The following is a 24658-nucleotide window of genomic DNA, read 5'->3' as shown; positions in this document are numbered from 1 at the left end:
AGTAAACTCAGCGGTGTAAAATTTTTGCATGGATACGAGCACTTCCCCCCAGCGCCTGACCGATCGAAAGCGCGCGGCAATTCTCGCCGCGGCGATCGAGGAATTTCGCGCGGCCGGCTACGACGCGACCAGCATGGATCGCATCGCCGCGCGCGCGGACGTGTCGAAGCGTACGGTCTACAACCACTTCCCCGGCAAGGAAGCATTGTTCGCAGCGATCCTGCACCAGCTGTGGGACGCGACGCTGACCGCCGGCGCGCCGGCCTACTGCGCCGACGTGCCGCTGCGTGATCAATTGCTCGCACTGCTGGGCCGCAAATTGCGGCTGTTGAACGACGAAGCTTTTCTCGCGCTCGCTCGCGTCGCGATCGGCGCGGCCATCCACTCGCCGGAACGCGCGCGCGACATGGTCGAACGCATGGGCGAGCGTGAAGAGGACGTGACGGTCTGGATTCGTGCGGCCGCGGCGGCTGGCCGGCTGGCGGCGACCGATCCTGTATTCGCTGCACATCAGCTGCACGGGCTCGTGAAAGCGTTCGCGTTCTGGCCGCAGGTGACGATGGGGCAGCCGCCGCTGGGCGCGCAGGAACAGCAGAAGGTCGCGGAAACGGCCACCGACATGTTTCTTGCGTACTACGCGCGTCCGGATCACGGCGGTGCGTCAAGTGCAGGACAGGGCTGAACGCGCGTCATGCGACGCGCGAAGTGCAACAGGCGCGTCGACTGACTCGATGTGCGCTGCATCCGCCACCTGAAAGAAAGCGTCATGCGACCAGGGGCGAACGCAGGACCGGGCATACACATCGAGGTCGCATGTTTGAGCCGCATGAACCGTACCGACGCGTGTGACCGACGCATATGAAACCCAACACGAGCGAACACCGATGAAGACGCTGTTGATCGTCTATCACACGATGACCGGCGGCACGCAGCAGATGGCCGAAGCGGCCGCGGATGCCGCGCGCGAGCAGCCCGGTGTCGACGTCAGGTTGCAGCGTGCGGATGCGACGAGCGCGGACGACGTGCTCGCCGCCGACGCCTATCTGTTCGCGACGCCGGAAAATCTCGCCGCGATGTCCGGGCTGATGAAGGATTTCTTCGATCGCTGCTACTACGCGGCGCTCGATCGCGTGAACGGTCGCCCGTATGCGGCAATGATCTGCGCGGGCAGCGACGGACAGAACGCGCTGCGCCAGATTGACCGGATCGCGACCGGGTGGCGGCTCAGGAATGTGGCGCCAGGCCTGATCGTCTGCACCCATGCGCAGACGCCGGAGCGGATCCTCGCGCCGAAGACGATCGACGCCGAGGATCTCGCGCGCTGCGCGGAGGTCGGCGCGGGTCTTGCTGCGGGGCTCGCGCTTGGCGTGTTCTGATCATCGGCGATCAACCGGGTCGAACCGGTGCCGCAGCCGCACGCAAGGACCGCCGCGCGACGCCTGCCGTGTTGTCTCCAATCGCACCGAGTTCAAGCGACGCGTACTTTTCGCGGGACACGGCGGCTGCGACTCGCATCGCCGTTCGCCGCAGCGGCACCGATCGCGTATCGATGCCCTAGTCACCCTGGGTCGACGCGGTCGGCTGATGATATTCGGGCCACAGGCTCTTCACGAGATCGCGCGAAGCGCCATACGCATAGCAACTGTCGATCTTGAGCGGCTTTCCGTTGTCGTCGCGGTAATTCAGCGAGGACGGTCGCACGCCGACCATCGTCTGATAGGCCGCGGTCGCGACCGGACCGAGAATTTCCTTCAGATGGGTGCACGTGTCGCAGGACGGCAGGCGTTTGCGGACCTCGCTGTTCCAACCGGCGCCGATGCGCAGTCCGACGAGCGCCTGCAGCGTGTCGCCGCCGCCCGGACACTGCGCATAAGGATGCGACCTGATGAACGTGGATACCGCGCGCACGATCATGTCGACGTCGAAGACCAGCGTCACGCCGAGGTCGTGAATCGGGGCCAGTGCCGCGAACGTGCGCGTGCCGCCCGGCGGGGTGAAATCGCTCGTTTTGCGGTCCGCGAGGCAGGCCGTGACTTCGAACAGGCCGTCGCTGCGGCGATAGCCGCGCATGTCGATCTGCCGATGGTGAATTTCTTCGCGCGTAATGCCGTCGTGCGGGAGGTCGTGTCGGGGATTCATGTAACCGCTCCGTTTCGGACAACCGGGTCTCTTTGCGTTCGACAGCGATGGCGTTGACTGATCGGTGCGTAGTGAAACCACCACAGGCCGCCGACGATGTCGATCCGGCCATACTACGCACTTTCCGGTGCCGCCGTACGATCGACGATCGATGCGTACGCAACTAATTGAATACCGGCAGCGATCGACGCGAACGCCGCCACGCCGCGCGGACCGTACGCGAAAGCCAGGTGTTTCGGACCACGTGAGTCCGCAGGCGCCGGGCGTCTTGGGCGTCCGTACCATCGCTCGCCATTCCGTAGTGTGGAATGACTGACGCGATGCGTGAGCCCCGAACCGAAACCGAAAGTACCGAAAGCGGCACTACGTAACGCGTGTATCGCGACCGGTTAAAACGCCGCGATAATGCGCAACGTGACCGCGTGGATGCATTGCGCGCCCCTCGGATCCGTCAAATGCGAACCGGTGAGTCAGCCGACAGCCGCGCGTACCGGTATACTTCCACTCCTGCCTTTATCCGGCATCGTGGCCGGGTGCCTGAAAACAGCGGTTGTGGCGATGCGGCCCCGCAATGTTCCGCATCGGTGGCAGAAGCCGCAGGCAATGCGGCAAAACGCCGATGTGCGGAATGGCAGCACGAACCACACCTTATATTCCTGGTGGATTGAATTTATGGGTTTTGAACAACTTGCCGAATTGCGGGCGCAGCTCGCAGCCAAGGCCAAGCAGGAGCGCAACGCGAAGCGACCGGCTGCGCAACCGGACGCCGGCGCGAAGCCGAAGTCCGGCGACCGGCCCGCTCGTGGGGCCAAATCGGGTGCCGGGGCCAAAGCGCCGTCCGGTGCCAAGCCCGCTTCGGCGAAGCCGTCGACCCCGGTCGATCCGGTCATCGTCGCGATCGGCAAACTGCAGCGCCGGTTCCCGCGCGCGTTCCCGAAGAATCCGGCACCGAAGGTGCCGCTGAAGGTCGGCATCTGGGACGACCTCGCCCGCGAGGCGCAGGCCGTCGGCCTGACTGAAGCAGAGCTGCGCGAGGCGATGTCCACGTGGTGCCGCGGCAATCGTTACTGGTCGTGTCTCGTCGAAGACGCGGTGCGGGTCGATCTGCAAGGTAACGAAGCCGGGCGCGTGACGCACGACGACGCGGCGCGTGCGCGCCGGTTGAAGTCGCGTCGTCCGGGCAACAAGGGCGGCGCTCAAGCAGCAAAGGGCGCACCGCAGCAGCCGAAGGCGGAACCGCAGGCCGACGCCGCCGCGCCGCAGCCGGCGACCGCGGAAGCATCAGCCGACGCAGCACCGCAGGCCGAGCAGCAAACGACCGCGAGCGAGTAACGCGCAATGCGTCGCCGCGCGATCGCGCGGTGACGGCCCGCCTGCACCGCGCGTGCAGCGCATCACGTGACAGACCGGCCTGTCCCCGCTCGGGGCAGGTCGGGACTGCCTCCGCTGGCGACATCGCCAGTCAGCTAGCCGTCCACCCATCAGCATCGAACTACCAATCAAACCGGCGATGAAAGCGCATCGGCGAACGCAGCTTGCGCAATGCATCGTTCGTGTTGAACGAGCATGGCGACCGGATATCGAAACAAGGACGGTGTGCATCACGAATCCGCTCACGTCGCGTCACAATAGTTCGTTTTCCTAAAGTATGCGGAGCGAGCGCAGATCAAGTGTCCGATTCGCACTCACGCCAATATGTCTCGCGTCAGTCGTTGTCGGGCGCGAAGTACAGCCCTAGTCGCGGGACCGACGTGTGATGTCCGGACGCGCCGCCACCGCAGCGGCCGCCAGCCCATTGGTTGGCGACCCGCGACACAAACGCCGATAATCTCCGCAGCCGGGAACGCCGGGCCGATACACATTGCCGACCACGTATGACGTGACAGGTGCCTGAAAGCCGACGCGAGCTGCCCGGCAATCCCCAAGGAAAACCATCCGCGCCACCGCATCGCATGAAGCCTGCCGACGCCCTACGCCCAACGCCTTACGCAAAGATCGCATCATGAACCCGAGACATTCCGCGATTCTCGTCGCGCTCATCGCCGCCGCGCTGTTCGGTGCCGCGACGCCGCTCGCCAAGGCACTGCTCGGCGCAATGTCGCCGTTCATGGTCGCGGGCCTGTTCTATCTCGGCAGCGGGGTCGGTCTCGCCATCGGGATCCTGCTTCACGGGTTGCGCCGCCGCCGCGCGCCGGCCGGGAATGCCGCACCGCTGCAACGCGCGGACCTGCCGTGGCTTGCCGGCGCGATCGCGGCCGGCGGCGTCGCGGGCCCGGCGCTGTTGATGCTCGGGCTGTCGAGCACGCCGGCCGCGACGAGTGCGCTGCTGCTCAATCTCGAAGGCGTGCTGACGGCCGTCATCGCGTGGGTCGTGTTTCGCGAGAACGTGGATCTCCAGGTGTTTCTCGGCATGGTCGCAATCGTCACCGGCGGCACGCTGCTGTCGTGGGTGCCGGGGCGCGCGGGCGTGCCGGTCGGTGCGCTGCTGATCGCCGCCGCGTGCCTGTGCTGGGCGATCGACAACAACCTGACCCGCAAGGTCGCCGCGAACGATGCGATGGTCATCGCGTGCGTGAAAGGCCTGGTCGCCGGGCCCGTGAATATCGGCATCGCGCTCGCGGCCGGCGCGGCGCTTCCCGCCGTTCCGGCCACGGTCGCCGCGATGCTGACCGGCCTCGGCGGCTACGGGATCAGTCTCGTGTTGTTCGTCGTCGCGCTGCGTCATCTCGGCAGTGCGCGCACGGGCGCGTATTTTTCCGTGGCGCCGCTGTTCGGCGTCGTGCTGTCGCTGCTGATCTGGCCGGCACTGCCGTCCGTCACGTTCTGGATCGCGGCCGCGTTGATGGCGCTCGGCATCTGGCTGCATGTGCGCGAACGGCACGAACACGAACATGCGCACGAGCGGCTCGCGCATACGCACCGGCATCGGCATGACGAACATCATCAGCACACGCACGACTTTCCGTACGATGGCGATGAACCGCACACGCATCCGCACGTGCATCTGCCGATCACGCACAGTCACGCGCATTTCCCGGACATTCACCACCGCCATCGACACTGACCGCGCGCCCCACGGACAAAGACGCGCGCAACGCGTATCGCAAGGTAACCGTTTATGGGGGTCGTTTCTTGCCCGCCGTGCCCCTTCGACACCCATCGATTCAGTCGTCCGTCTGAATCAGTCGAATCAATGAACCGTCCAGGTCGATCAGCGCGCCGAGGGTACCGCCCCATGGCTCGCGTTTCGGCCGATGCGCACGCGGCCAGCCGGTCGTCTGCTCCGGAATGCCGGCCGCGAGCACCTCATCGAAAAACGCGCCGACGTCGGCGAGCCGGAAACAGCAGCTGAACCAGCTCGTGGCCGGATCGAGGCCGGGATGCGGAAAGAATTCCAGCAGCAGGTCGCCGCGCCTCAGGATCATCCAGTTGTCGTCGCGCCAGGTTTCGACGAAGCCGAGTTTCGCGTAGAACTGCGATGTGGCTTCGAAATCGCGTGACGGCAGATTGGGCGTCGCTAAGTCGGTCAAGGCTGTTCCTCCGGTGGGCGTTGCGATCGAACGAACGCGCGGGAAAGCGCGCGGATGGATGTCGTGCATGATCGGCAAACGCTGCGTATCGACAAGCCACGCAGGGCGACGTCGTGACTATCGTTGCCGGGGAAAGCAGAATCCGAAATCCTCGCAGCCCGGACATCCGGGCGCGGGCCCGGGCGTCAGGCCGAGCGATGCGGCCACTTCCTGCGCGAGAAATTTCTTCCAGCGCAACTGCGCGACATTGCGCGCGGCGAGCGCGGGGAAATAGCGGTCGAGCATCGCCGAAACCGCATTGCGTCCGTCAAGGCCGAGATCGCGCCACAGGTGATCGGGGCGCAGGCACGCATGCGCGATGATTGCCGCGACGCAGTCGGCATCGTCGCGCGCGACGGCGGGATGCGCATCCCGCATCAGCAGCGCGTGCAGCGTCGCGACGAACTGCGCGTGCGCGGCCGGCAGCGCAGCGATGGTTTCGGTCGGCACGAGCGCGGCGGCATCGGTGGAACGCAGGCGCGGAAACTGGCGGGCAAGCAGGCTGCTCAACTGGGCAGGAGACAGGCCGAGCAGCGCGAGTTCGTTGCGGCATGCGCGTGCCGCGACGAGTGCGCCGAACAGACATGCATCCGGGGACGCGGCGTCGGTCGCCGCGGACAGCAGCGATTGCAATACGCGCCGATGCGCGCGCTCGAGCGCGGACGTCATCGTGTGCGCCCGCACGCCGGTCGAGCGTTGCGCGCCGTTTGCAGGTGCGGCGAACGATGGGGCGTCATCGCAATCGGTCAGTCGATCAGGCGATCACTCGACCCCGACGATCACGCTCGACGCCTTGAAGATCGCCGACGCAGGCGTGCCGCTCGCGAGGCCGAGACGATCGACGCTGTCGTTGGTGACGATCGCGACGATTTCCGCGCCGCCCGCGGCCTGGATCACGACTTCCGAATTGACTGCACCCTTCGCGATCGACGACACGTTGCCCGCGATGCAGTTGCGGGCAGACACCTTGCTGCTGTCAACGTCGACCATCACGATCACCGACGATGCCTTGACGAGCGCGAACGCCTTCGTGCCGGCCGCGAGATCGAGCGAGGCGACGCTGCCGTGCGTGATCACGGCGACGATGTCGAGGCCGTCCTGGGTACGCAGCGTGATTTCGTCGTTGACGGCACCGGGCTTGACGGCGCTAATCTGGCCGGCGAACTGATTACGGGCACTGCTTCGCATGATGATCCTCCGGAACATGGGCCGCCCGGGGCGGGCGGCGAGCGAATGATGGAAACCGCGGACGAGTTTACCGGCAATGCCGGTGACGCGCGCCGTCCGCATCGATATACCGGACATGCGAGACCGCGCACGGTGATGCGGGACGGCACGCGTGTCACGCACGCCGTCCCGCACCGCACGCGATTACCTGGCCGGGGCCGACGCAGCAGCCGGCGCACCGGCCGCCGACGTCTGCTGCGACACAGCGGGCGCTGCGTCGCGTTCCCATCCGCCGCCGAGCGCGAGGAACAGCTTCACCTGGTCGGCGGCGACTTGCCCTTCGGCCGCGGCGACCTGTGCGCGCACACTCGTGAGCGTGCGCGTCGCATCGAGATCGGAGATGAACGATTCGCGGCCGGCCATATAGAGCCGGTGCGTTTCGTCAGCGGAATTGCGCGCCGATTCGTAGGCCGTGCGCAGCGCATCGGTGCGTTGCACATCGGCCGCGTAGGTCGCGAGACTCGACTGCGTTTCGCGCAGCGCGTTCAGCACGACGCCGTCGAAGTGCGCGAGTGCGCCGCCGCTCGCGGCTTCGGCTTCGCGCACGCGTGCGCGCTGGCCGTTGACCGGGAACGACCAGCTGATCAGTGGTCCGAACGACCAGCGATTCGTGGTGGACGAGAACAGGTCGGCGGCGACGCCGACCGAGCCGGCCGACGCGCCGATGCTGATCGACGGATACAGCGCGGCGGTCGCGACGCCGATCCGTGCGGTCGCGGCGGCGAGCTGGCGCTCGGCTTCGCGAACGTCGGGGCGACGTCGCAGCAGCGCGGCGCCGTCGCCGATCGGAATCGGCTGGCGCAGCTTCGGCAGGCGCTCGCATTCGGCGACCGCCTTCGGCAGGTCGGCCGGCGAGCGTGCGAGCAGCGCGGCGAGCTGGTATTGCGCGATCTTGCGGCGACCTTCGAAACGCGGGATGTCGGCGGACAGCGTGCGCACCTGCGTGACGCCACGCGTCACGTCGGTCTGGTTGCCGCGCCCCGCATCGCGCAGCCGCTGTGACAGCTTCACGCGCTGCTGCTGCAGCGCGAGCGACTGCTTCGCGATCGCGAGCTCGTCGCCGGCGGAGCACGATTCGACGTAGGCACGCACGACGTCCGCGACGACCGTGATGCGCGCCAGGTCGGCGGCCGCCTGCACGGCTTCGCTATCCGCGCGCGCGGCCTCGACGCCGCGCCGCAGCTTGCCGAACAGATCGAGCTCATACGACACGCTGATGCCGACCGTGCCTTCGTTGACGACCGGCAGCTTGTTTTCGAGCAGATACTGCTCGGCCGATTCCTGCGCGCGCTGAACGGCTGCTTCCGCGCTGCCGGAGAAGCCGCCCTGTTCGTTTGCGACTTCCAGCGCCGCGCGCGAACGCGCGAGGTTGGCCGCGGCGACGCGCAGGTCGGTGTTCGATTTCAGCGCGCTACGCACGAGGTCGTCGAGCACGGGATCGTCGTACAGCTGCCACCAGTTGCCGGGCACGGCATTGCGCGATACGAGCGTGCCGTTCGCGTCGTCGAGCGCATGGTTCGCGAGCGGCGCATTCACGTACGCCTGCTGCGGCAGCGTGTAATCGGGGCCGACGGACTTGCACGCGCCGAGTGCGAGCGCGAGCGGCGCGAGTGCCGCCGCGAGGCGCAGGCCGTGCCGCTTCATTGCGATGCTCCCGTCGCGCTGACGGCCGCGGGTGCGGCTGCCGCGGGCGACGAAGCAGGCGGCACGGCTGCCGCGGAAGCGCCGGCAGCCGGCTTCGTCTTGTCGTCGCGGCGCGTGTCGGTGCGCACCGCGACGGTCGCGGTGCGGCCGGCGATCATCCGGAAGTCGTCGGGCACCTCGTCGAGCACGACCCGCACCGGCACGCGCTGCGCGAGCCGCACCCAGCTGAATGCCGGGTTCACGTTCGGCAGCAGGTTCGCGCCCTGCGTGCGGTCGCGATCCTCGATCGCGGCGACGATGCTCTGCACGTGGCCGCGCAGCGGATGCGGCTCGCCCATCACGACGATGTCGACCGGCTGGCCGATGTGGATGCCGCGGAGCTTGGTTTCCTCGAAGTAGCCGTCGACGCGGAACGAATTGCGGTCGACGACCGACAGCACCGCGCGGCCGGCCGGCACGTATTCGCCGACGCGCGGCGCGCGGTCGTTCAGGTAGCCGTCGACGGGGCTCACGATCGTCGTGCGCTGCAGGTTCAGTTTCGCGGTGTCGAGCGACACCTGCGCATCGGCGACGGCAGCTTCGCCCTGCTCGACACGTGTGCGGCTTTCCTCGACCTGTTCGCTGGCGACCAGGTTGCCGAGCTGCAGGTTGCGCGCGTATTCGCGCTTCGCCTGAGCGAGCGTCGCGCGGCGCTGCGCGAGCGTCGCTTCGGCCAGCCGTTCCGTGAGCGTGTAGCGCGCCTGGTCGATCACGAACAGCACCTGCCCGCGCTTGACCTCCTGGTTGTCGGCGACCTGCACCGCGGTGATGAGCCCCGACACGTCGGGCGCGACCTGGATCACGTCGGCGCGCACGTGCCCGTCGCGTGTCCACGGCGAGAACATGTAGTAGTTGATGATCCGCCACAGCACGAGGGCGGCCACGACGACGACGATCAGGGTGAGCAGGATCTGCCCTGCCGAGAGCCAGGTTTTTTTCACGGTTAGCTAGCCACGAGATGGTGAGACACGATGACGACGGCGGCAAACACGAACACGTAGATGCCGAGGTCGAAGATCGAACGGTGCCAGACGAGGCGGTAAAAGCCGACGCGCTCGAGCAGGGCGCGCACGACGATGTTGATCAGGTAGGCGATCAGCATCAGCACGAGCGGAGCCGGCACGAATACGCCGAAGATGTCGATTTCGCCGATCATGGTCGCGGTCGGAAAGACAGGTTGGAAAGCAGGATCATGCGCGTGCTCCGTCCGGCGCGGCTTGGGGCGGCTGCGCGGACGCACCCGGGTACAGCGACAGCCGCAGGCCGACGAGCGCGTGCAGCGTATCGCGCAGCCGGCGGTGCGTCGCGGGCGTGGCCGGCGCCGCGGGGGCTGCTGGGGCCGCGGGCGTCGTGCCGTCGTCCGCCGGTGCGGCTACAGCGCCCGGCAGGTTGCGGCCCGCCACGCGCTGCAACGCATCGTCGATCGACGCGAGCAGCGCCGGCGGCGCGGGCTGGCGCACGTTCGCGGCCGCGCAGCGCGTGTAGTGATCGGTGACGCCGGCCAGCACGCGGTCGATCGCGTCGGGCACGTCGCCCGACAGCTTGCGGCGCGAGCGGCGCAGGTCGAGCGCGTTCAGCGCGATGCGCAGGTCGCGGAAGCTCTCGATCGACGGATGGCGGTGATCGTCGGACGCACCGAGGCGCGGCAGCAGTTGCGTGACGCGATCGAGCATGCGCGACGCATGGTTGCGCTGGTCGTCGAGCGGCTGCGTCGATGCGGAGCGGGCGACGTCCTCCCAGCCCGAGCGCAGCAGTCGCCGCACCGCGAGTTCCGCGCCGAACGGCCGCGTCGCCCGCGTCCATACGTATGCGAACAGCAGCCCGGCGACGCCCGCGAGGTTGCTGTTCAGGAACACGAAGAAGTCGGCCTCGTACGCGCTCTGGATGCTGATGAAGGTCGCGGTGTTCACCGCGACGAGCATCGTCACCATGTTGAACTGCGGACGCGGCAGCAGCGTGCCGATCAGGATGAACGGGCCGGCGAACATCAGCACGAGCATCGCGAAGTCGTGCACGTGCGGCAGCACGGCGAACAGGTACAGGCCCGCGAACACGACGCTCGCGGTGGTGGCCAGGAAGAACTTGAACACCAGCGGCGCGGGCTCGTCGAGCGCCGCGAAGAAGCTGCACGCGACGGCGACGAGCGTGACGGCGCCGGCGCCGTCGTGCCAGCCGGACTGGATCCACAGCCAGCACGCGAACACGATCGCGCCGACCACGGTCAGCGTCGAGAACAGCATCATCCCGCGATCGAAGAAGCGCTCGGTGCCGCCGAGCCGCCAGTGCCGGTAACGCGGCTGCCAGACACCCGACTCGTTCGCGATCAGCGCGCGCAGCGAGCGGCAGTCTTGCCAGATGTCGATGACCTGGCGCAACCGCCACAGCGCGTTCGACAGCAGCGCGCCGTCCCAGCTCGTCAGCGCGCTGTCGGGTGGCTGCAGCGACGCGATGCGCGCGCGCAGGTTGTCCGCGACCGGGTCGTCGGCCATCGCGCCGTCGGTGCCGGCCTTCAAGGCGGGCAGCGGTGCGTCGAACCACTTCGCGGCGTCGGCGAGCAGCGCGTCGAGCGCGGGAGGGCGCACGTGCAGGTCGCGCATCAGCGCGATCAGCGGATCGGCGAGCGACGACATCAGCGGCAGGAACAGCTGCATCCGGCCCGCGAGCGCCTGCGTGCGGGCGAGCACGTGCGGGTGCGCGTGGTCGTAGCTCAACTGGCTCAGCAGGAATTCGAGGCCGGTGATGGTCGCGGCGAGGCGCTGCCGGCACGCGGACAGCGCCTTGCCCGCGAGGTGCCCGGACAGCGTTTCGCGGCCGTAGAACGCGGCGTCCTTGAACCACGCGTCGGTGCGCTCGATCAGCGTCGGCGCGAGCCGGTTCGGGAACACGGCGCTGCCGACCACGCTCGCGCACACGATGCCGAGCACGATTTCCTCGGTGCGCGCGATCGCGACGTCGAAGATCGTCGACGGATCGGTCACGGTGGGCAGCGCGACCAGCGGCATCGTGTAGCCGGCGAGCATGAACACGTAGCTGCGCGCGGTGCGGTCGGAGATCGCGAGGTAGAGCAGCGTGCCGCACCACGTCGCGACGATGATGCTGAACAGGAGCGGCGTCTCGACGAACGGCGGCACGAACAGGATCGCGGCGGCCGCGCCGAGCGCGGTGCCGAGCGCGCGATACAGCGCCTTCGAGCGCGTCGCGCCGACGAACGGGTTCGACACGATGTAGACGCTCGCCATCGCCCAGTACGGACGCGGCAGCTGGAAATACAGGCCGAGGTACAGCGCCAGCATCGACGCGGCGAACGTCTTGCCCGAGAACAGCCAGTCGCGAAGGCTCGGATAGGTCATGACGCGGAATCGGCGGGATGGGACGGACGTGACGCCGGGTGCTGCGCATCGGCCGCGCCGAATGCGTTCAGGACGCGCAGCGTCGCTTCGAGATCGGCGCGCGTGACGCCCTTGAGCACCTGCGCGCGCAGCACGCGAAGGTCTTCTTCCATCTTCGCGGTGACCGCGCGGCCGGCGGCCGTCAGCGAAATCGTCTTCGCACGGCGGTCGTGCGGATCCTCGTCGCGGCGTGCGAGGCCGGCCGCGCACAACTGGTCGAGCAGGCGCACGAGGGACGGCCCCTCGATGCCGACGTGCTCGGCGAGCGTGCCCTGGCGCACGCCTTCACCGAGACGGCCGGCGATCAGCAGCGGGGTCGCGCAGGCTTCGGACACGTTGTACGCGGTCAGCACGGCGTCGCTCGTGCGGCGCCACTTGCGCGCGGTGAGCACCAGCAGGCTGCTGACAGCGAGGCGAAGGTCGTGCAGATTGGTCATGGGGGAGATGATAGAGGTAATAATATTCGATAGCAAACTATCGGTTTTGTCACCTCGGTGTCATTGCCGCACGCCGCGGCGCCAGCCTGCAACGAGCAATTCAGGCAGCAGGCACGCGGCTGGTCGAGCTGTAAGCTTGTGAATTCGCGGCGGATCGACCCAGACCCTATCGGCCCGACTGTGGCGACCGGCATCGCCGCCGGCGGTTGGTCGATCCGTGTGGGGGTGTCGGGCGTTGTAGGCCCGACGCGCCGCGCGCCCTGGACGGCCGCGCACCGGTCACGCGGAATGAATGGAGCGCATCATGCATTCCGCACCGTCCTGCTTACGCACGCGATTGCACCAGGACAGTAATTTCCGGGTGTCTTTCTGAGCGACCATGCGAAAGCAACGACGGAGACATCGAGAGGGGACGGGCCGAGATATCGGCGCGCTGACACCGGGCGCGCGGCTCGCGCCGCAGCGCGACGTGGCGTCGAGCCTCTGCGTTAGCGTGCAGACCGTCGCCCATGCCTACAAGGAACCTGAAAGGCAGGGCCTGAGCCGTTGCGAAGTCGTGCGCGGCAGCTTCGTGGCCGCGCGCGTGACCGAATCGATGTCGAACGACATGCTCGATACGGCCGAGCGCGAAATGGTCGATTTCTCGATCGCGCGCGAGGAAGCGGGCGGGATCGCCGGTATCGTGAAGGACGCCGTGGACGAGGTCGCGGAACGGAATATTTCGACCGTCGCGTGAGTGCCATGCGGTCCTGATGTGCAGCGTTGCTGCGCGAGATGACGCCGTCGCAGGGGAGTGCGGCGGCGCTTTCCTATTGATGGGTGCCGATTCGGGAAACGTCGTCCGTCGTCAGCCGATCATCAATCAGTAGTCCCACGTAACGGGAGCGAAGCGGAAACCTTCGCCGTTCCTTGCAACATGCCCGATGGACGGGAACGCCACATGCGCCGCGGCCAGCAGCGCGCCGGTTTCGGCGGCTTCGTTGAACAGCGCGATACGCACGTCGACCGCTGCTTCCGGATCATGCTCGAAGCCGTTTTGCCAGTCAGGATTGTCGAAGTTGACTTCGAAGACCGCGTCGCCGACGAACGTCAGCTTTTCACCCTTCGACGCGATGTCCACCACGCAGTGTCCCGGCGTGTGTCCGCCCGTCACGCGCGCCGACACGCCCGGCGCGACTTCCACGGTCCGGTCGAACTGCACGATGTTTTCGCCGTAGAGTTCGACGAACTTCGCGGCCGCCTTGCGCAGCGCGGGCGGAACGGTTTCCGGCATCACCGTCTTGCTGAAATCCGGATTCTTCCAGAACGCGACTTCCGCGGCCGATACGTGAATGCGCACGTCCGGGCTCAGCCGGGCCTTGACGCCGTCGGTGTTCAGCCCGCCGACGTGGTCCATGTGCATGTGCGTGATCACGATATCGGTGATCGCAGCCAGGTCGATGCCGGCCGATTCCAGACGCATGACCGACCGCCCGGCGCGCGTGAAGTATTCGAAACCGTCGCCCACGCCCGAGTCGATCAGGATCAGGCGCTCGCCGCTGCGCACGAGCGCGATATTCAGCGCCCAGTCGAACATGTCGCGTTGCAGGAAACGGCCGTCGAACCATTCGTTGCGGTCCGCTTCGCTTACGTTGGTGGACATGGTGGAGGTCGGCAGCGGCAGCACGCCGTCGCTGATCAGCACGACATCGACGTCGCCAATGCGCACGGCATAGCGGGAAGAGACGAGTTCGCCCGAATCTTCGTTGCCGAGGCGGGTGGTAACCGGCTGTACGTTGCGGATTGATTTGTTCATGGTCAATCGTCCTGTTGATCAAGTGGGGTAAGCCGCACTGCGCAGCGCGGTTCGCGGGCGCGACCGTGAATGTCGCGCACTTCGCTTCGCTCGCATGTCGATCGAGCGTGTGAACGATTGTAAGAAACGGCGACGGATGCCAGTAGCACCGCGTGTGCGCACATCGTGTTGTCCGGGCGACAACAATCGGTCGCCGGCCGTGCTGTGCACGGGAATGCACATCGCCCGCCGTCCGTTGCCGGGCGGCGGGCGATGCGGTCGATGTCCTTGATGCGTCAGGGTGCTTTACCCGGCACGGTGTCCCGCCGCAGCGAGGCGCGCCCGTGTCCACAGGACCAGCCCGCACCGTCGTCCAGTGAGGCACCGCAGGGGCGCCAAGCGGACCAACAGCGCTATCCCGCCAACCTCGTGATCGCTACCTGGCTGCCCGCTTGCTCCCGGAGACGGAACTTCTGGATCTTGCCTGTAGCGGTCTTGGGCAATTCGCCGAAAATCACCCGACGCGGGCATTTGAAATGCGCCAGTCGCTCGCGACAGAACAGGATCACATCCTGCTCGGTGATGTGACAGGCATCCGGTTTCAGTTCGATGAACGCACAAGGCGTCTCGCCCCATTTGTCATCCGGCTGAGCGACCACGGCCGCGTTGAGCACGCCGGACATGCGATAAATGACCTCCTCCACCTCCACGGACGAAATGTTTTCTCCACCCGAGATGATGACGTCCTTGGAGCGGTCGGTGATCTGGATATAGCCGTCGGGATGAACGACCGCAAGATCGCCGGTATGAAACCAGCCGCCGGCGAAAGCTTGTGCCGTTGCGTCGGCATTCTTGAAGTATCCCATCATGACCGTATTCCCCCGGACCAGAACTTCGCCGCAAGACGTGCTATCGGCGGGGACCGCTTCGAGCGTCGCGAGATCGGCGACCGACAAGTTCTCGAACGCGGCCGCGCGTACACCTTGTCGCGCTTTCAATCTCCCTTGCTGCTCCGACGGCAACGTATCCCACTCGTCGTGCCATGCACAGCTGATCGGCGTGCCGGCGATCTCGGTAATGCCAAAGACGTGGTCGACGTCGAAACCCATCGCGCCGACGGCCTCCAGCACCGCTGCTGGCGCCGGCGAGCCGGCGGTCAGGACCCGCACACGACGAGGTAACGGCTGTAGTTCGGACGGGGGCACGCTTGCGATGCCTGCGAGGACAATCGGTGCCGCACAAAAATGATCGACGCCGTGGTCGGCGATGGCGGAGAGAATATTCGCGGCATTCACCTTGCGCAAACAGACATGCGTTCCTGCCGCTGCCGTAATCGCCCATGTGAAGCACCAGCCGTTCGCGTGGAACATGGGAAGCGTCCACAGGTAGATCGGCGCACGCGGGAGCGGCCAGTTCGTCATTTGCAACAGGCTCATCACATAGGTGCCACGGTGGCTCGGAACGACACCTTTCGGATCGCCCGTGGTGCCCGAGGTGTAGTTCAACGCGATCGGCGTCCACTCGTCGACCGGGCGGCGGCCTGCAAATGCCGGGTCCCCGCTCGCCAGCAGCGACTCATAATCGGTTTCCCCGATGGCCGGGCCGTCGGGTGCTTCGTGATCGTTGATGTCGATCACGCGCGGCGGATGCGGAACCGACTGCAATGCTTTCTCGACCAGAGGAGCCAGTTCGCGGTCCACGAGCAGAAGCTTGCATTCTCCGTGGCGCAGAATGAATGCGATGCCGTCGGCATCGAGGCGGCAATTGATGGCATTGAGAACGGCGCCCGAGAGCGGGACGCCGAAGTGGGCCTCGAGCATGGCCGGGGTGTTCGGCGCGATGATCGACACCGTGTCGCCCGGTTCGATCCCCAACCGAACGAGCGCCGACGCGAAGCGATAGCAACGCTCGCGCGTTTCCGCCCACGTCTGCCGGAAGTCGCCATGAATGATCGCGGTTCGATTCGGAAAGACGTCGGCGGTTCGATCGAGAAAGGTCAGGGGCGTCAATGGAACGTGGTTTGCCGCGTTCTTCTCGAGCCCACGAGAATAGGCCGTTGCACTCATGACGTTGTCTCCATTCATTCATTATAAAAAGTAGTGAAATCGCCTACCGGACTGCGCTCCGTTACCAGCGTGTTCTCGATGCAGCCGTGATCCGCATAACCCAGGCTCATTCCGCACACCAACATCTGGTTGTCGGGAATGGACAGTTCGTTGGCGATGACGCGGTGGAACTTGTTGAAGGCCGCCTGCGGGCAGGTGTCGAGGCCCCGCGCCCGGGCGGCGATCATGACGCTTTGCAGGAACATCCCCGTGTCGAGCAGACTGCCTTCGCGCATGACCCGGTCAACCGTGAAGAACAGGCCCACCGGTGCGTCGAAGAAGCGGTAGTTGCGCCCGTGCTGGACGTGCATCCGCGCCTTGTCACCCTTCTCGATGCCCAGCAAGCCGTACAGGTTCCAGCCAACCGCGCGCCGGCGATCCACATACGGTGCGATCCATTCGCGCGGGTAGTAGTCGTAGGGCTCGTCCAGGTCGGCGCTGCGGTCAGGATCGTCATTGATCTCGTTGATGGCGGCCGACAGGCGGGACTTCGTCGCGCCTGTCACGACATGCACATGCCAAGGCTGGATGTTGACGCCCGTTGCGCTGAAGCGAGCCACGTCAAGGATGGCTTCGATGTGCTCGCGCGGAACCGGTGTGGGCAGGAAAGCGCGGACGCTGCGCCGCGTGACGAGCGCCCAATCGACGGCTCGGGTCACGTCGGCGAACGAGTTCAACGGAGGAGGAGAGAGACGGTCCATTTCGATGCCGGCATTGAAAGATGCTTTGCACTGAGCCATGTGGCGTTTGTCGAGGGTAGAGCTCATACGAGCCGTGTTGTTCGCAAGGATGTCGGCGATTGAGTTGCCATGGCAGAAGCGTCAGCGGCCCGCGCTACCCTGAACCGCGACGACAGGCGCACTGTTCGAGCGATGCGAGTCGGCACGTGTCTGGTTGATCAGCGTCACCGCCGCCGCGCCGATGAGGCCAGCCAGGCCGATCGCCATGAAATTCTGTTCGAGCGGCAGCTTCAAGGACACGAGCCAACCAATGAGCACCGGAGCCACGATCGCGCCGATCCGGCCCACGCCGGAAGCAAAGCCAACACCCGTAGACCGGATCGCATGCGGATAGAAGTCTCCCGCATAAGCGTAGGCCAGCAATTGCGTACCGAGTGTCGATGCGCCGACAACGAATACGACGACAAACAACGATACGGTCGACTTCGTGTAGCCCATCAGTGACAGCGCCACCGCCCCGACGACGTAAAACGCAATCAGCACCCGCTTGATGTTGACCTTGTCGCTGAGCCAACCACCGAAGATCGCACCGACGATGGCGCCGACGTTGAAGACAATCACGAAGTTCAAGGCCGAGCCCAGGCTATATCCGGCCATGGCCATCAGCTTGGTCAACCAAGAACTGAGCGCGTAGACCATGAAGAAGCCCGTCATGAACGCGACCCAGATCATCGAGGTACTGAAGCCCCGCCCATCCTGGAAGAGGCGTCGCACCGATGCGTCCTGGGCTTGGTCTGACGAACCTCCCGCAAACTGCTCTTGACCGCTCAACGGATAGTCGGGCACCAACCGCTTCAGCACCGCGCGCAGTTTGTCGTGCCGGCCGCGTTTGATCAGGAAGACCATCGAATGGGGCATCGTCTTGATGATGAACGGGATCAGCAGGACAGGCAGCCCCGCGGCGAAAAAGACCGATTGCCAGCCGTAGCTGCCGATAAGCTGCTTTGCGGTCAGCGCCACCAGAATCCCGCCAATCGAATATCCCGCGAACACCAGCGTGACCAATCGGGTTCGCAACGCATTGGGTGAAAACTCCGCCATCTGCGCGGTGACGATCGGCAAGACGCCGCCGATGCCCAGGCCGGCGACGAAGCGCGTGACGCTGAAACTGACGGGATCGCTCGTCAACCCGGCGGCCGCGGTGAACAGACTGAACAAGGCCACGCAAACGCACATCATCGTTGGTCGTCCGAAACGGTCAGCCAGCGTGCCGAGGAAAATGGCGCCGAGCATGACACCAAACAGCGTCGAGCCGGCCATGATGCCCGCGCTGGTCGCGTCGATGCGCATGTCCTTCATGATCGACGGCAGCGCCGCGCCGACGACGGCAAGATCGTAGCCGTCGAGTATCAACATCAGGACACACCAGAACAGAACAAGCGCATGAAAGCCATTGAATCTGGCCCGACCGGCGAGTGAGTACACGTCTATCTGGTTCATGTCGTCTCCTTGGATTTAATGTCGTTCTTGAAATGCGCGCGAGTTGCAACCAGTGTCAGACGGACGCGATTGGCCGTCCATGTCCGTGAACTTCAACCTGAATGAGGTCATCGGACACCGATGTTTGCGGCGTTACGCCACTGGCGGCAGCCAGTTGGAGAAATCGCTTCTCGTGACGACGGATTGCCGTAGTCCCGCGGACAAACCGTGCCCCGTGCGACGGTCTGCATCGCACGGGGCTATTCGTCTATTCGTTTGAGTAGGCGCGTAACGAGGGTAGTGATTTGAATCGGGCTGGAACGTGCGGACCCGGTTGCGTCAGCGCGGACAATTCCGGAAGCCAACCGCCCGGCACAGCCGATTGGCGCGCACGGCGAACCGGACTAATTCGAGCACGAGAAGCTCGCCGCCAGATTCTGGTCGCCCCCGATGTATTTGGGCCACTGTGGGTATTCGCACATCGGTCTGGTACGTCCGGCTGTTGCCGGAGTCAGGTCGGTGATGGTCAGATCTTTGGGCGCGACTCCTTTCGTCACCCAGTTGTCCAGTGCCGTCAGACCGTCATATGAACCATTGAATTGTCCACCGAAGCTGTGGGCTGCACCCGGAACCAGGTAGAACTTCAGAAATTGACCCAGTGGCCCCTGCCCGAATCGGGATACCAGCCTGTTGTAGTAATCGATCGACAATTGCGCCGGGATGAACTGGTCGGATTGCCCGTGCTGGAGAATGATCTTGCCGCCGCGGCTCTGGAATTGACTCAAGTCGGTGCCGGTGCTGTCCATGAGCGCGCTCACCGCCTGGACGCGCGACGTTAGTGATCCCGGGTTGGCAGGATTGAAATTCAGAATGCTGGCGGCAGCGTCGCGAGCGACCGCGAACCGGAGCATGTCATTTGGAAACGCGTAAAAAAATGCGGTCTTGCCGATCACCCCGGGCTCGACCGTCGCATCGGCGGCGGCGCTACCCCAAGTCAGGGGAGTGGACCAAAAGTCCGCTCCGGCGAACGCGTTATATGCCGGAAAGGTCTGAATTCCGTTTGCCAGATCGAAGCTGAGGTCGAGCGGTGTGCCAGCGGTGGTCATCGTATTGATTTGCGCGTCTGACAGGCAACTGTCGCCGGTGTCGCCCCCGCCGGCGCAGCGAATCGCTGCTGGATCGAACACGCACGCAGCAGGGTTGCTGATAATGCCGTCAGTCACGCCGTCCAGCGCGTCGCATTGCTTCATGACCGCTGCGAGCACGGCCTTGCCTTTGGCGGGCGTGATGTATCCGCCGGGCGCCAGCAGCGATCGCGAGATCCTGCCCATCTGCAGCCACAGTCCCGTGATTCCCGACGCGGGAAAGGTCGAAATGATGCCGTCGTAGTCGTGCGGGAATCGTTGCGCCGCGATCAAGCCTTGTCGTCCGCCGCTCGAGCCGCCAATGAAATAACTGTGCACGAAGTCCGACCCATATCGTGCCTTTGCAAGGTAGGCTGCGAAATCACGCGTCTTCTTGATGTGGTCGCCTGCGTAGTTGGCGAGTGCCTCGTCGTTTGCCGCAAACGAACCGTCCAGGGCGTTTCCCTCATGCCCGCTGTCGCTCCCCATCGTTACGTAGCCCCTGCGCAACGGCGTACTGACGCCCGCGGGCTCCGCCCCCGCCAGGAACCCGTCGGCGGGCGAACCCTCGGTATCGGCAATGGTGCCGTCAAATCCGCCGCCGCCAAAGTGGACCGCTTTTCCGTTGAAGTTGGTCGGAAGATCCACCTCCGCCCGAATATCGGGTGCGTTGAAATCGACCGGGTGAATGGTGCCGAGCACTTTGCAGTACTAACCATTGCGGTTACCAGAATCGGTATCGGACACGAGCGTCGCGGACACGACAGTAGCACCGGTTGTCGGCAACCCGATCGAGCTGGCAGGAACGGTCGTGCCAGCCAACGCACTGCACTTCGCGGCTGCCGTCACGACCACGGCGTGTGCGGGTGCCGCGTCATCGCCGCCGCAGCCAGATACGGCAACGGCTGATGCCGCGAATAGCGCACTCAAAATAGCCGGGCTTCGGCGGGTTCTGAACCGGGTTGTCATTCTCGTCTCCATATATTTTTTGCTACCGCAATGCGCTGCTCATCGAGGGCAATTTTTCTTTTCGCGCCGCTGATTGGGTGGCGGGTTGAAGGGAAAACTGCGGCCCGAGTAAGTGATTGCTTGTCTTGCGGTGTTTATCAAGTGCGGGGCTTTCGCGGAGCCAACTCCGGTTCCGCCGCGCAACCGGGCGCGAGGCTTGTTCTGGTTTGCCGAACGCGATTGCAGTGTCAGCCTGGCCGGCACGCCAATCCATGCCCGCCGACCTCAGTTTGCGTGAGGTCTGTGGACACGCCGGGTTTTCGTTGTGCTTCGTGCGTTGGCTGCCCATCACCCCGAGCATTCGAGGGAGCATGAGTGGGATGCTGCTGCGGCGCTGCCCGCCTATAGGCGATTCATCGGTTGCACGGCGTTGCCTTGCCTGGCCTCGGCAGCCATGCTCTTGCGCAATGCTCGTTTGGAAACGAGGCTCGAGCCTGTCGACCGCTCGGACGTACGATCAAGCGTTCGCCTTGCCGTGGCGGTACATTCCCGGGCTGGCGCCCGTCCACTTCCTGAAGGCCCTGTGAAAAGCACTGGCTTCCTGAAAGCCAGTCCGTGCAGCGACTTCGGCGACCGTGAGAGACGTGCTGGAAAACAACTCGATGGCGATGTCGCGGCGCAATTCGTCTTTCAGTTGCCGGTAGTTCGTGCCTTCGGCCAGCAGGCGGCGTTGCAGCGTGGCTGCGGATAGATTCAGCAGCCGCGAGAGCGCGTCGAGGTCCGGCCAGTCGTCGGGGGCCTGGTTTCTTAGCCGGCGCCTGACCTGGGCCGTCGTGCTCGATTCATTGCGATACTTGACCAGGATATTGGCCGGTGCATTCTCCAGGAATGCCCGCAGGCTCGCTTCCGTGCCGGACAGTTTGAGGTCGAGGAAACTGCGATCGAACCGGATCAGGGTTTCCTCCGCGGAGAACGTCACGTCCTCGCAGAAGCGCATGCGGTAGTCGCTGTCATCGATAGGTGCGGACGCGCGAAACCTCATCTCGATCAGGGGAATCCGTCTGCGTGCGAGCCAGCATGCAAAACCGTGCACGAGGATGAACCACGTGCCGTAGGCAAAGAGCCGGCGTGTGCGCCGATCGTCATGCAGGATGATCACCGCATGCTCGCCTTCGCAGCGCAACTCCCCATGAATGTCGTCGAGAACGGCACGCAGGAACTTCAGCATGCGACGCAGCGCGTGTTCCAGATTGTCCGAATGCAGCGCCGCGTGACACATCAGCGCGTAACTGCCCCGGCGCAGTGGGTGGCTGTCGAGACCAAAGAACTCGTCGTCCATCAAGTCGGCCAGAGCCGCCCACAGGCGCGAAAAGGCCAACGCCGGCACACGGGCTCTCGGCGCATTCAACAATTCTGCCGCGATCCCCGCGTGCTGGAGAACGGCCGACACATCGAGATTCCGTTGTGTCGCTACGAGAATGGCCTCACGTACCAGGCTGATCGAGGTTGTGCCCTTGTCTTGAGCATCATTCATGGTCGGGCTCACCCACACAAAGTGTAGTGATGTTAATCGCTGCCGGGCGCAAGCGAAACCGGCTACCCGTGATGGCCGTGCGTCCGTATGGGCGCGTGGTGCTGATGGGCGGTGCGGGACTCGAGTTGCCGTATCCGTGGATCATGCGAAACGACCTCACGCTGCGCGGCAAGCGGATGTACCCCTGCAACGCGCATCGCCCTCGGCAGGCAGTGCGGCTCCTCGCCGCGGGAAGCGGTCTCGTCCGGAACGGCTGCGGCGGTGGAAACAGAAGTCCACGATGGCACGTATCGCGTGAGGGATCCTCGCTATCAGCATGCCCCGGGCGGGTGCCGACGAGGATCAACGTCATCCCGCCAAAGAGCGAGGCCCGATGTCATAGGACGATGTGGGGATCGGAGTTTTCCCGGTGGCGTGGACGACGATGCGGCGACCCGGCAGGCCCGGCGCATCGCCCGAATCGGCGCCTACCGCACATGCGGCAGCAACGCGCGCAACCAGCACGCGACCGCCACCGCGCCGCCATCCGGCGTGCCGATCGCGCGTTCGCCGAGATAGCTCGCCCGTCCCGCGCGCGGTGTCATGCCGGCCGTCTGCTGCGCACCGTGTTCCGCGGCTTCGACTGCGGCCGCCCATGCGCTCGCGGGGTCGCGATCATGGTCGAGTGCGCGGTCGAACGCGTCGGCGGCCGGCACCAGTGCGTCGAGCATGGTCCGGTCGCCGGCGCGTGCGCCGCCCAGTTCGCCGATCGCCTCCACCGCGCCGCGGAACGCCGCGGCCCAGTCGCGCGCCGACGGCTCGGCGGTATCGTCGGCATCGTCGGTAGTGGCGAGGCGTCGCGACGCGCGCACCAGCGCGGTCGCATAAAACGGCCCCGAACTGCCCGCGATCGCGCGGCGCAACGCGGCGCCCAGCGCCGCGAGCGCACCGGCCGGCGTGCCGTACGCGGCTTCCGGCAACGCGAGGATCGCCTGCGCGGCGCGATGCATGCTTGCGCCGAGATCGCCGTCGCCCGCGGCCATATCGAGTTCCGTCAGTGTCGCTTCGTTGTCGATCAACGCTTGCGCGACCGCATGCAGCGCCGGCTGCAGCCGTGCGGCCCACGCGCGACCGGTCGCGTCGAGCGGCGGCAGCGGCTCATCGTAAGCGGCCGCCGCGGCTACGCGAATCTGCGCATTGACCGCGCCGCCGCCAGGCCATGCGCGCGCCTGCGTCGGCGCGTCGAGCAGCGCGGCGCGTTCTTCGTTCAACCGCAGCAGCGAGATCGAGCAGCCGGGCATGTTCAGCGCGGACAGGAACGTGCCGGCCCATGCGCGCGCGACCGTGATGCCGCGCCGGCTCAGGTTGTCGTACGCGGCGCGCAGCACGATCGCCAGCTCCATATCTGGCGTCGCGCCGAGACCGTTGACGAACAACGCGACACGTTCGCCGCGATCGAGCACGAGATCGGCGACGATGCTCGACAGCAGCGTGTCGACGAGCGCATCGGCCGGCAGCGGCGCGGTGCGTTCGACGCCTTTTTCGCCGTGGATGCCGAGGCCGAGCTCGATCTCGTGATCGGCAAGACTGAACCCCGATTTCTCGGCGCCGGGGATCGTGCAGCCGTCGAGCGCGACGCCCATCGTGCCGAGTTCGGCCGCCGCATCGCGCGCGATTGCCGCGACGCGGGCAAGCGGCAGCCCCCGCGCGGCGGCCGCGCCGGCCAGCTTGTGGATCAGCACGGTGCCCGCGATTCCGCGCCGCTGCCCGCGCTCGACGCGGCCGCGCAGCGACACGTCGTCGGCGACGATCACCGTCTCCACCGGAATGCCCTCCGCGCGGGCGAGCTCGGCGGCCAGGCCGAAATTGAGGCGGTCGCCGGTGTAGTTCTTCACGACGAGCAGTGCGCCGTTCGGGCCGGCGCTCGCGCGGATGGCGGCGAGTATGGCGTCGGTCGACGGCGACGTGAACACTTCGCCGCAGACGGCCGCGCTCAGCATCCCTTCGCCGACATAGCCGCCGTGTGCGGGCTCGTGGCCGCTGCCGCCGCCGGACAGGATCGCGACGGGGCGCTGCGACGGCTCGGGCAGCGGCTGGCGGACGAGCACGTGCTCGTCGCCGAGGATCGCGAGATGCGGAGACTGTCGCGCGATGCCTTCGAGCATTTCGCGCACGACATCGGACGGGTGATTCACGAGCTTTTTCATGGCGACGGTTTCCTGACGGTGGGACGGAGGCCGGCGGACCTGCGTGCGGCCGGCCGGGCCGCGTGCTGTAAACGATAGGCGACGCTCACCGGAAACGGCGCGCCGCATTGTCGACGTTAGGTAACGGCAGTGCAGTCGTAGCACGAATGTAACGATAACAGCGTCGCGCCCGTTCCCGGTCTCATCGTGAGCCTCACCGGCGCTTCGGGCACGGCCGTGCGGAACGGGCCGGAGATTGGCGCGACGAGCGGTTCGGGTGGCGCGTGCCCGCTCGCTGGCTTGTTATCGGGACTCGGCCCGACGCCGCTCGGTTCGCTGACCGCCGCTCGCCGTGGCGGCTTCGCGCGCCGCCTAGCTTGCGTCGGTCGACGACGCAGGGGAATC

19 protein-coding genes and 2 pseudogenes are annotated in these 24658 nt (G+C 65.8%); 5 read left to right on the top strand and 16 right to left on the bottom strand.

What is annotated here, in order from left to right; genetic code table 11:
- The first annotated feature begins 28 nt into the window (after window positions 1-28).
- Together LMA02_RS34940 and LMA02_RS34935 are read left to right on the top strand one after the other, a co-directional pair.
- Complete coding sequence (locus LMA02_RS34940; RefSeq protein ID WP_228910408.1) at window positions 29-682, top strand: TetR/AcrR family transcriptional regulator; 654 nt, start codon at window positions 29-31, stop codon at window positions 680-682.
- Window positions 683-884: 202 nt separating this feature from the next.
- Window positions 885-1376 (top strand): flavodoxin family protein, encoded by a 492-nt coding sequence (locus LMA02_RS34935; RefSeq protein WP_228910407.1) that lies wholly within the window; start codon window positions 885-887, stop codon window positions 1374-1376.
- Window positions 1377-1554: 178 nt separating this feature from the next.
- Here the strand turns inward: LMA02_RS34935 and LMA02_RS34930 are convergent, their stop codons facing one another.
- Complete coding sequence (locus LMA02_RS34930; protein WP_228910406.1) at window positions 1555-2139, bottom strand: DUF2889 domain-containing protein; 585 nt, start codon at window positions 2137-2139, stop codon at window positions 1555-1557.
- A 672-nt stretch (window positions 2140-2811) separates the two neighbouring features.
- On the opposite strand from LMA02_RS34930, the gene LMA02_RS34925 reads away from it, so the two are divergent.
- Entirely contained in the window at window positions 2812-3471 is a 660-nt protein-coding gene (locus LMA02_RS34925; RefSeq protein ID WP_228910965.1) for a ProQ/FinO family protein, read from the top strand.
- Window positions 3472-4141: 670 nt separating this feature from the next.
- Complete coding sequence (locus LMA02_RS34920; protein WP_228910405.1) at window positions 4142-5203, top strand: DMT family transporter; 1062 nt, start codon at window positions 4142-4144, stop codon at window positions 5201-5203.
- Between the two features lie 100 nt (window positions 5204-5303).
- On the opposite strand, the gene LMA02_RS34915 is transcribed toward LMA02_RS34920, so the two are convergent.
- The 8 genes from LMA02_RS34915 to LMA02_RS34880 all read right to left on the bottom strand — a co-directional run bounded on the left by LMA02_RS34915 (window position 5304) and on the right by LMA02_RS34880 (window position 12444).
- On the bottom strand, window positions 5304-5669 hold the full coding sequence (locus LMA02_RS34915) for a bleomycin resistance protein (protein WP_228910964.1): 366 nt from the start codon (window positions 5667-5669) through the stop codon (window positions 5304-5306).
- A 117-nt stretch (window positions 5670-5786) separates the two neighbouring features.
- Window positions 5787-6377: a nitrogen fixation protein NifQ gene (locus LMA02_RS34910; protein ID WP_228910404.1), complete on the bottom strand. Its 591-nt coding sequence runs from the start codon at window positions 6375-6377 to the stop codon at window positions 5787-5789.
- A gap of 93 nt (window positions 6378-6470) precedes the next feature.
- Entirely contained in the window at window positions 6471-6896 is a 426-nt protein-coding gene (locus LMA02_RS34905) for a TOBE domain-containing protein (protein ID WP_228910403.1), read from the bottom strand.
- A gap of 183 nt (window positions 6897-7079) precedes the next feature.
- Window positions 7080-8579: an efflux transporter outer membrane subunit gene (locus LMA02_RS34900; protein ID WP_228910402.1), complete on the bottom strand. Its 1500-nt coding sequence runs from the start codon at window positions 8577-8579 to the stop codon at window positions 7080-7082.
- Window positions 8576-9559 carry an HlyD family secretion protein gene (locus LMA02_RS34895; RefSeq protein ID WP_228910401.1) on the bottom strand — a complete coding sequence of 328 codons (984 nt, stop codon included), beginning with the start codon at window positions 9557-9559 and terminating at the stop codon, window positions 8576-8578. Before LMA02_RS34895 ends, LMA02_RS34900 begins: the two co-directional genes overlap by 4 nt.
- Window positions 9560-9561: 2 nt before the next feature.
- The gene (locus LMA02_RS34890; protein ID WP_006755496.1) at window positions 9562-9774 is read right to left on the bottom strand and encodes a DUF1656 domain-containing protein; all 213 of its coding nucleotides are present in this window, start codon (window positions 9772-9774) and stop codon (window positions 9562-9564) included.
- 34 nt (window positions 9775-9808) lie between these two features.
- Entirely contained in the window at window positions 9809-11968 is a 2160-nt protein-coding gene (locus LMA02_RS34885; protein WP_228910400.1) for an FUSC family protein, read from the bottom strand.
- The gene (locus tag LMA02_RS34880) at window positions 11965-12444 is read right to left on the bottom strand and encodes a MarR family winged helix-turn-helix transcriptional regulator (RefSeq protein WP_006755464.1); all 480 of its coding nucleotides are present in this window, start codon (window positions 12442-12444) and stop codon (window positions 11965-11967) included. The genes LMA02_RS34885 and LMA02_RS34880 overlap by 4 nt, the downstream gene beginning before the upstream one ends.
- Window positions 12445-12871: 427 nt before the next feature.
- Here LMA02_RS34880 and LMA02_RS34875 point away from each other — a divergent pair.
- Window positions 12872-13099, top strand: a pseudogene (locus LMA02_RS34875) (PLP-dependent aminotransferase family protein); the annotation flags it as partial.
- Window positions 13100-13306: 207 nt separating this feature from the next.
- On the opposite strand, the gene LMA02_RS34870 reads toward LMA02_RS34875, so the two are convergent.
- From LMA02_RS34870 to LMA02_RS34840, 7 genes and pseudogenes are all read right to left on the bottom strand, one after another.
- Window positions 13307-14239, bottom strand: coding sequence for an MBL fold metallo-hydrolase (locus LMA02_RS34870; protein WP_228910399.1), 933 nt, complete (start codon window positions 14237-14239; stop codon window positions 13307-13309).
- Between the two features lie 392 nt (window positions 14240-14631).
- Window positions 14632-16284, bottom strand: a complete 1653-nt coding sequence (locus tag LMA02_RS34865; RefSeq protein ID WP_228910398.1) for an AMP-binding protein — start codon at window positions 16282-16284, stop codon at window positions 14632-14634.
- Window positions 16285-16298: 14 nt separating this feature from the next.
- Window positions 16299-17063 (bottom strand): nitroreductase, encoded by a 765-nt coding sequence (locus LMA02_RS34860; RefSeq protein WP_228910963.1) that lies wholly within the window; start codon window positions 17061-17063, stop codon window positions 16299-16301.
- An 81-nt stretch (window positions 17064-17144) separates the two neighbouring features.
- A complete protein-coding gene (locus tag LMA02_RS34855) occupies window positions 17145-18503 on the bottom strand; it encodes an MFS transporter (RefSeq protein WP_228910397.1) in 1359 nt (452 codons plus the stop codon).
- A 383-nt stretch (window positions 18504-18886) separates the two neighbouring features.
- A pseudogene (locus tag LMA02_RS34850) lies at window positions 18887-20575 on the bottom strand (tannase/feruloyl esterase family alpha/beta hydrolase).
- Window positions 20576-21071: 496 nt separating this feature from the next.
- A complete protein-coding gene (locus LMA02_RS34845) occupies window positions 21072-22088 on the bottom strand; it encodes an AraC family transcriptional regulator (RefSeq protein WP_228910395.1) in 1017 nt (338 codons plus the stop codon).
- A 467-nt stretch (window positions 22089-22555) separates the two neighbouring features.
- The gene (locus tag LMA02_RS34840; RefSeq protein ID WP_228910394.1) at window positions 22556-24274 is read right to left on the bottom strand and encodes a dihydroxyacetone kinase family protein; all 1719 of its coding nucleotides are present in this window, start codon (window positions 24272-24274) and stop codon (window positions 22556-22558) included.
- Window positions 24275-24658: the final 384 nt, after the last annotated feature.

It is taken from the genome of Burkholderia sp. B21-005 (genome assembly GCF_020843965.1).
GTDB classification, from domain to species: Bacteria; Pseudomonadota; Gammaproteobacteria; order Burkholderiales; family Burkholderiaceae; genus Burkholderia; species Burkholderia ambifaria.
This window is presented reverse-complemented; position numbering and strand designations above follow the sequence as displayed.